The 7,007-nt window shown below is 71.1% G+C and carries 8 protein-coding genes and 2 pseudogenes; 3 read left to right on the top strand and 7 right to left on the bottom strand.

Annotated features, from left to right (window positions below; translation table 11 throughout):
• Nucleotides 1–52: 52 nt before the first annotated feature.
• Together ACTH43_RS18175 and ACTH43_RS18170 are read right to left on the bottom strand one after the other, a co-directional pair.
• Nucleotides 53–349: pseudogene (locus tag ACTH43_RS18175) on the bottom strand (NAD-binding protein); the annotation flags it as partial.
• Nucleotides 342–1,703 carry a TrkH family potassium uptake protein gene (locus ACTH43_RS18170; RefSeq protein WP_441446291.1) on the bottom strand — a complete coding sequence of 454 codons (1,362 nt, stop codon included), beginning with the start codon at nt 1,701–1,703 and terminating at the stop codon, nt 342–344. The gene ACTH43_RS18170 and the pseudogene ACTH43_RS18175, both read right to left, overlap by 8 nt.
• 204 nt (nt 1,704–1,907) lie before the next feature.
• Between ACTH43_RS18170 and ACTH43_RS18165 the strand changes: the two are divergent.
• Nucleotides 1,908–2,593 (top strand): annotated as a pseudogene (locus tag ACTH43_RS18165) (ATP-binding cassette domain-containing protein).
• Between the two features lie 26 nt (nt 2,594–2,619).
• On the opposite strand, the gene ACTH43_RS18160 reads toward ACTH43_RS18165, so the two are convergent.
• The 3 genes from ACTH43_RS18160 to arsB are packed head-to-tail and all read right to left on the bottom strand — an operon-like array spanning nt 2,620 to nt 4,570.
• Nucleotides 2,620–2,976, bottom strand: coding sequence for an iron chaperone (locus tag ACTH43_RS18160; RefSeq protein WP_441446290.1), 357 nt, complete (start codon nt 2,974–2,976; stop codon nt 2,620–2,622).
• Between the two features lie 23 nt (nt 2,977–2,999).
• Nucleotides 3,000–3,434, bottom strand: coding sequence for an arsenate-mycothiol transferase ArsC (locus ACTH43_RS18155; protein WP_441446289.1), 435 nt, complete (start codon nt 3,432–3,434; stop codon nt 3,000–3,002).
• Nucleotides 3,431–4,570, bottom strand: a complete 1,140-nt coding sequence (gene arsB, locus ACTH43_RS18150; protein ID WP_441446288.1) for an ACR3 family arsenite efflux transporter — start codon at nt 4,568–4,570, stop codon at nt 3,431–3,433. The genes ACTH43_RS18155 and arsB overlap by 4 nt, the downstream gene beginning before the upstream one ends.
• Before the next feature lie 84 nt (nt 4,571–4,654).
• Between arsB and ACTH43_RS18145 the strand changes: the two genes are divergently transcribed.
• Entirely contained in the window at nt 4,655–5,062 is a 408-nt protein-coding gene (locus tag ACTH43_RS18145; RefSeq protein ID WP_441446287.1) for an ArsR/SmtB family transcription factor, read from the top strand.
• Between the two features lie 119 nt (nt 5,063–5,181).
• On the opposite strand, the gene ACTH43_RS18140 is transcribed toward ACTH43_RS18145, so the two are convergent.
• Together ACTH43_RS18140 and ACTH43_RS18135 are read right to left on the bottom strand one after the other, a co-directional pair.
• A complete protein-coding gene (locus tag ACTH43_RS18140; RefSeq protein ID WP_441446286.1) occupies nt 5,182–5,880 on the bottom strand; it encodes an LrgB family protein in 699 nt (232 codons plus the stop codon).
• Nucleotides 5,877–6,284, bottom strand: coding sequence for a CidA/LrgA family protein (locus tag ACTH43_RS18135; protein WP_441446285.1), 408 nt, complete (start codon nt 6,282–6,284; stop codon nt 5,877–5,879). Before ACTH43_RS18135 ends, ACTH43_RS18140 begins: the two co-directional genes overlap by 4 nt.
• A 74-nt stretch (nt 6,285–6,358) precedes the next feature.
• On the opposite strand from ACTH43_RS18135, the gene ACTH43_RS18130 reads away from it, so the two are divergent.
• A complete protein-coding gene (locus ACTH43_RS18130) occupies nt 6,359–6,919 on the top strand; it encodes a GNAT family N-acetyltransferase (protein WP_441446284.1) in 561 nt (186 codons plus the stop codon).
• Nucleotides 6,920–7,007 lie beyond the last annotated feature (88 nt).

Genomic DNA, 7,007 nt, shown 5'->3' with positions numbered 1-7,007 from the left:
GTAGCGTGAATACCCGCCACAGCAGGGTCATTCACCACGAACCGCGAAGAGCCAGGATGCTGGCCTGGATGTCGCTGCCGATCGCGATGACGACGCGGTCGAACTCGGGGAGGGAGAGCTGGCGCAGCACCTCCTCCTGGGTGGCGTCCGCGACGACGGCGTGCGTGAGCTTGCCGTTGAGCGCCTGGACGGTGTCCTCCCGCACGTCGATGCCGAGCACCTCGGCGCCCTCGTCCATGAGCTCGAGGGCGAGGGACTGCCCGAAGCGGCCCAGGCCGATGACCGCGACCGATCTCTCGGAGGTCGGGCCGGAGGAGGGACCGGTGCGGAAGAGTCTGTGCTTAGCCAATGATCGGCCTTTCCTTGGGGAGGTCGTAGAGGAGTGTGCGGCGGCGGAGGGCGAGTCCCGTGGCGACGGTGATCGGACCCAGTCGGCCGATGAACATGAGCGCCACGAGGATCAGCTGCGCGCCGACGGGGAGGTCCGCGGTGATCCCGGTGGACAGGCCCACGGTCGCGAAGGCGGAGACCACCTCGAACAGGATCTCGTCGAGGGAGTAGTCGGTCATGAGCATGATCGCGACGGTGGAGGCGACCACGAGGCCGACCGCCATCACGATGACGGTGATCGCCTGGCGGTGCACCGCTCGCGAGAGCCGCTTGCCGAAGACCGTGACGGCTCCGGCGCCGCGCAGCTCGCCGAGCATGAGGAAGAACAGCACGGCGAAGGTGGTGACCTTGATGCCGCCCGCGGTGCCGGCGGGGCCACCACCGATGAACATCAGCAGGTCCATGCCCAGCCAGGTCGCCGGGTCCATGGCCGAGGTGTCGATGGTGTTGAAGCCCGCGGTGCGGGTCTGGGCGGACATCGCGAAGCCGTTGAGGATCCGCAGGTGAGGGGGCATCCCGCCGAGGGTGGCCGGGTTCGCCCACTCGAGCGCGGTGATGTACACGGTGCCGAGCACGAGCAGCAGCGGCGTCGCGGCGAGGACGATCCGGGTGTTCATGGTCCACAGGCGCACGGTGCCCAGGTGCCTCATCAGCTGCATGAGCACCGGGAACCCGAGGCCGCCGAGCACCGTCGCGCCGCTCGTGGTCAGGAGCACCACGGGGTCGTCCCAGAAGGACATGAGGCTGTCGCTGTAGAGCGCGAAGCCGGCGTTGTTGAAGGAGGAGACCGAGTGGAAGACGCCCAGCCACAGCGCCCGGCCCCACGTCTCGCCGTAGGTGAGCGCGAAGCGCAGGGTGAGGATCGCCGCCGCGATCGCCTCGATGGCGAGAGAGATCCGCACGACGCTCATCACGAGGGTGCGCACGTCCTCGATGCCGAAGCTCTTGACCTCCGCGGCGGCGGTGAGCTTCGAGCGCAGGGACAGCTTGCGCACCACGGCGATGCCCACCACGGAGGCGAAGGTCATCACGCCGAAGCCGCCGAGCTGGATCAGCGCGAGGATCACGACCTGCCCGAAGACGGTCCAGAAGACGGGGGTGTCCACCACGATCAGCCCGGTCACGCACAGCGAGGAGACCGCGGTGAACAGCGCCTCCATCGCCCCGGCGCCGCCGGGGCCGGTCGAGGCGGCAGGGTGCATCAGCAGGAGCGTCCCCAGGACGGCGCAGAGGCCGAAGGCGAGGAAGACGGTCCGCGCGGGGCGCGGTCGTCGGTCGATGCTGGAGGGCCGAAACAGCCCATGTGATGGCACGCGCGGAATGCTACGCCTGCTCCGGAGCGGCCGACGCCCTCGATGATGTGACGGTCGCCGCAGCGAAGGCCCGGGCCCTCGAGGGGCGCGCCGAGAGGCTCGACCAGGATCGGGGCTTGACCTTGATCAAGCCTCAATCCCGCACCCTGGCACCAGGAGCCCCCGCACAGGGCGGGTCACGGCTCCTCGGACAGGAGGCAGATCATGACGTCCTCGCAGAGAACGACCCCCGCCATCGAGGTGCGGGGACTGCACAGGGCCTACGGCGAGCTCGAGGTGCTCAAGGGGGTGGACCTCGAGGTCGCGCGCGGCAGCATCCTCGCCCTGCTCGGCTCCAACGGCGCCGGCAAGACCACGCTCGTCCGCATCCTGCCACCCTCCTGAGGGCGGATGCCGGCAGCGCTCGCGTCGACGGCGTCGACGTCACCGCCGATCCTCGGGCGGTGCGCCGGTCGCTAAGCCTCACCGGCCAGTTCGCCGCCGTCGTCGAGATCCTCACCGGCAGGGAGAACCTGCGCCCCGCGGGGATCTACGGCCCCGGCCGTGACCACCTGATCAGAACCGTCCAGGAAGGGCGGTCCGTCGAGCACGACCGCCGCACCAACCGGATCCACGAGGTCGATCTGGCACGGGCGATCGTCGCGCTGCTGTCGGCGCCCGAGCCGCCAGCGCTGCTCCATGCGGCCGACGGCGCACCCGCCAGGCTCGGTGAGGTCGTCACACATCTCGCGCAGCGGCTCGGCGTGCCCGTCCCGCCCCGCGTCTCCCCGGATCCTGGTGCGGGCACGGTGCTGGACGCCGCCGCGCTGCACGAGCTGCTGGGGCATCTCGAGGTGCCGGACTACCGGGCAGGGTACGACGCGATGCTCGAGGACGCCTCGCTAGCCTGATCGCTCAGCGGGCGCCGTCCGGGGCGTCAGACTCCCGCGGCCCTCCGCGAGGCCAGTGCGAGCTTCTCGACGAGGTCTTCCGGGATCGGCTTCCGTGCCGTGAACGTGATGCCCGTCGTCGTCGCCTTGAGCCCAGCGGCCGCGATCTCCTCGGCGTGCTCCACGAGCGCCTCCGCCTGGAGGTACAGACCGCACTGCTTCGTGAACGCCGCATAGCCCGCGACGATCATGCCGTCGATCCGGAATCCCGGCATGTCGTAGGCCACGACCTCCTCCGCCTCGGACAGGGTGCGGGCCAGCGTCGCGCGCAGCTCCTGCAGCAGGGGCCGGAACGCCTCGGGGCGCTCGGCGATGTAGGCGTCGTGGTCGGAGGTCGCCGTCATGGGGGCCAGCGTACGCCGGGCGCTCAGCCATCGTCGGCCGTGAGCTCCGCGAGGAGCTCCTGCACCCGCCGGTCGATGTCGTCGCGCACCAGGCGCATCCGCTCGGCGCCCTCGATGCCGCGCTCGGAGGGCTCGTCGGTGACCCAGGTGTCGATCGTCCCGGCCATGTCGGGGACGGGATCGACCACGGCCTCCTCGCCGAGCACCACGACGCGGTCCACGCGGGCCAGCAGCGCGGGGTCGATCGGCTTGGTGACGGCGGCGCTCATGTCCCCTCCGACCTCGGCGACGACCTCGGCGGAGAGGGCGTTGACCGCGGTGCCGGGCTTCGTGCCGGCCGAGTGCACCTCGACGGCGCCCGCGGCGCGGGCCTCCATGAGGGCGGCGGCCATCTGGGACTTGCCGCCGTTCTTCACACAGACGAACAGGACGGACGGGGTGGTGGACGGGGCGCTCATGCGGGGATCTCCTCGGGGGCTGCGGTGGTGCGGGCGGAGGAGGGAACGGTGGGATCGCCGGGGAAGAGCCGTCGGCCCATCCACAGTGAGACGTAGACCAGGGCGACCAGCACGGGGACCTCGATGAGGGGGCCGACGACGCCCGCGAGCGCCTGACCGGAGGTGACGCCGAAGGTGCCGATCGCGACGGCGATCGCGAGCTCGAAGTTGTTGCCGGAGGCGGTGAAGGCGACGGTGGTGGACTTCGCGTAGTCCATCCCCACGGCGCGGCTGAGCAGCAGCGAGCCCACGAACATCAGCACGAAGTAGGCCAGCAGCGGCAGCGCGATGCGGGCCACGTCGACCGGGGCGGAGAGGATCGCATCGCCCTGCAGGGCGAACAGCAGCACGATCGTGAACAGCAGGCCGTAGAGGGCGAACGGGCCGATACGCGGCAGGAACCGGTTCTCGTACCAGTCCCGGCCCTTGACCCGCTCCCCGAGCACCCGGGTGAGGAAGCCGGCGACCAGCGGGATGCCGAGGAAGACCAGCACGCTGAGCACGATCGCGCCGACCGAGAACTCCACCGTGGTGGTGGACAGGCCCAGCCACGAGGGCAGCACCTGCAGGTAGAACCAGCCGAGCACGCCGAAGGCGAAGACCTGGAAGACGGAGTTGATCGCGACCAGCACGGCGGCGGCCTCGCGGTCGCCGCAGGCGAGATCGTTCCAGATCAGCACCATGGCGATGCAGCGGGCGAGGCCCACGATGATCAGCCCGGTGCGGTACTCGGGCAGGTCGGCGAGGAAGATCCACGCGAGGGCGAACATGAGCGCCGGGCCGACGATCCAGTTCAGCACGAGCGAGGTGATCATCAGACGACGGTCGGCGCTGATGCGGCGGGTCTCGTCGTAGCGCACCTTGGCGAGCACGGGGTACATCATCACCAGCAGTCCCACGGCGATCGGGAGCGAGACCCCGGCGATGCTCACGGACTCGAGCGCGGGCGCGATCCCGGGGACGACGCGTCCCAGCATCAGGCCGAGGCCCATCGCGAGCAGGATCCAGGCCGGCAGGTACCGGTCCAGGAACGACATCTCCCCGACCACACCGGTGGGTGCGCTGGTCGCTTCGGTCGTCATGTCGGGGGTCGTCATATCGAGCACTGCCTCTTCCCATAGACGGATGTCGATGCGAACGCTAGCCTGTCGCATAGACGAACGTCAATGTAAGGTGCGTCCATGTCCTCCTCCACCGCCTCTCGCTCCGTGAGCATCTCGATCAGGGCCTCCGCCGAGGCTCCTGCGGAGTCCTGCGAGCCCGGGACCTCGACCGCCGACGGCTGCTGCGTGCTCGGCGCCGGCCTGATCGACGTCGTAGAGGCGGAGCACCTGGCGCTGCGGTTGAAGGCGCTCTCGGATCCGACGCGCCTCCAGCTGCTCTCCCACGTGGCGGTGCGCGGCTGCGGGGACGTGTGCGCGTGCGATCTCGCCGAACCGCTCGGGATCTCGCAGCCCACCGTGAGCCACCACATGAAGAAGCTGGTCGAGGCCGGGTTGCTGACCCGTGAGCAGAAGGGCCGCTGGGCGCACTATTCAGTGGTCCCGTCCGCCTTCGCGGAGCTGCGCACCTTCCTCGACCTCCGCTGACCCGCCCCTCCTCGGTGATCCCTCCCCTCCTCGGTGGTGACCTCCGCGGCCGCGTCGAGGGGCTCATCGCAAGGCTCGGAATCCGATCCTCGGAGTCTGCGCCCCGGAGGGCCTGAGCCTCAGCTCGTCACGAGCGCCGCCACGATCGGCAGCACGATGGTCATGACCAGGGCATTCAGCACCATGGCGGCGCTGGACCAGCCCCCGGCCTCGGTCGAATCCGCGAGCACGCGGGAGGTGCCGATACCGTGCGATGTGAGGCCCACCGCGAAGCCGCGCGCCCGCTCGTCCCGCACCCCCGCGAGGCTCAGCAGCGCCCGGCCGACCACCGCGCCCAGGACGCCGGAGATCATCGTGAGCACCACCGCGAGCGGTACGGAGGCCTGGAGCACCTCGGCGATCGACAGGCCCACGGGGGAGGTCACCGAGCGGGGCAGTGCGGCTCGGAGCAGGTCGTCCTCGACGCCGAACGCGCGCAGCACCCCCACCGTGATGACGATGCTGAGCACTCCGCCTGCGGCGAGCGCCGCGACCACGGCGGGCGCCGAGCTGAGCAGCGCCTTCCCGTTGCGCAGCAGCGGCAGGGCGAGGGCGACCGTGGCGGGCCCGAGCAGCATCGTCAGCAGCGCGACCTGCTCGAGATAGACCTCGTACGGGAGCCCCGTGAGCAGCAGGACCGCGGCGACGACTGCGGTGGTGACCAGCACCGGTGAGAGCACGCCGGGCCGGCCGAGCCTCTGGTGGAGCCAGTACGCCCCGAGATACGCGGTGAGGGTCAGGGCGAGCCCGAAGACGGGCAGGTGGATGAGGGTGCTCATGCCGCCTCCTCCTGTCGCCGGTCCCGGCGGCGGTCCTGCTGGCGCAGCAGCGCCTGCAGGACCATCCCGGAGACGATCAGCGGCACCAGGAAGGAGCCGCCCACGGCGAGCGCGAGCGGCAGGGCGTTCTCGGCGAGGGACTCGAGCTCGAGGACGATCCCCACGCTGGGCGGCACGAACAGCAGCTGCAGATGCGCGAGCAGCGGGGTCGCGGCCGGATCGGCGACGCGCACCACGGCGCGGGTGGGGCCCAGGATCCCGAGCACGACCAGCAGCACGATCCCGAGTACCACGCCGGGGACGGGCAGGCCGAGCAGGGCCGAGACGGCCAGGCCCACCAGCTGCGCGAGCAGCAGGACCACGAGGCCGAGCAGCACTGGAGGCAGGAAGGCGGCGCGTGACATCCCGGTCAGGGTAGCCCGAGCCGTCCCGCAGGAACCGCGTTGACCACGGCCGACGGGCCCCGCACACTTCCCCCATGCCCTCCTCCGCACCCTCCTCCGCGTCCCTGTCCTTCCCGCTGCGCGGCGACCGTGTGCTGCTGCGCCCCTTCGAGCCGGCCGACGCCGACGCGGCCCATGCCGTCTACGGGGACGAGGAGGTCATGCGTCACGTGGGTGAGGGCGGTGCGGTCTCGCGTGAGGAGACGGCGCAGATGATCGAGGGCTACCGACGTCACCAGCACGAGCACGGATTCGCCTGCTGGGCCGTGGTGGACCATGGCACCGGGGAGCTGATCGGTGACGCGGGGCTCGAGATCACCGCGCACGGCGTCGAGCTCGGCTACACCCTGACCCGCAGCGCCTGGGGCCGGGGCCTTGCGACGGAGGCCGGGAGGCTGTGCATCGCGGCGGCGTTCGGCCCGCTCGGCCTGCCGCGGCTGGTCGCCCTGGCCGACGTCGACAACCCCGCCTCGCTCCGCGTGCTCGAGAAGCTCGGCTTCCGACGGGCGGCGGAGGTGGCGGCCTTCGGTCGTGCACATCACGCCCTCGAGCTCGCCGCGCCCGGGGACGAGCAGGCCTCGCCCTCCCCGGCATGAAGCGCAGCTGACCTGGGAGGACGCCCGGGGTCGGGGGTGTGCGCAGGCCGACTGCGGCGCGGGCCACAGGAGCGGAGGATCACGCCGG

It is taken from the genome of Brachybacterium sp. (assembly GCF_052095815.1).
Taxonomy (GTDB): domain Bacteria; phylum Actinomycetota; class Actinomycetes; order Actinomycetales; family Dermabacteraceae; genus Brachybacterium.
This window is presented reverse-complemented; position numbering and strand designations above follow the sequence as displayed.

Excerpts from the sequence above, each read along its gene's own strand:
- ACTH43_RS18160 (WP_441446290.1), bottom strand. The coding sequence starts at position 2,976 with ATGACGGCGACCTCCGACCACGACGCCTACATCGCCGAGCGCCCCGAG.
- ACTH43_RS18155 (WP_441446289.1), bottom strand. The coding sequence starts at position 3,434 with ATGAGCGCCCCGTCCACCACCCCGTCCGTCCTGTTCGTCTGTGTGAAG.
- arsB (WP_441446288.1), bottom strand. The coding sequence starts at position 4,570 with ATGACGACCCCCGACATGACGACCGAAGCGACCAGCGCACCCACCGGT.
- ACTH43_RS18145 (WP_441446287.1), top strand. The coding sequence starts at position 4,655 with ATGTCCTCCTCCACCGCCTCTCGCTCCGTGAGCATCTCGATCAGGGCC.
- ACTH43_RS18140 (WP_441446286.1), bottom strand. The coding sequence starts at position 5,880 with ATGAGCACCCTCATCCACCTGCCCGTCTTCGGGCTCGCCCTGACCCTC.
- ACTH43_RS18135 (WP_441446285.1), bottom strand. The coding sequence starts at position 6,284 with ATGTCACGCGCCGCCTTCCTGCCTCCAGTGCTGCTCGGCCTCGTGGTC.
- ACTH43_RS18130 (WP_441446284.1), top strand. The coding sequence starts at position 6,359 with ATGCCCTCCTCCGCACCCTCCTCCGCGTCCCTGTCCTTCCCGCTGCGC.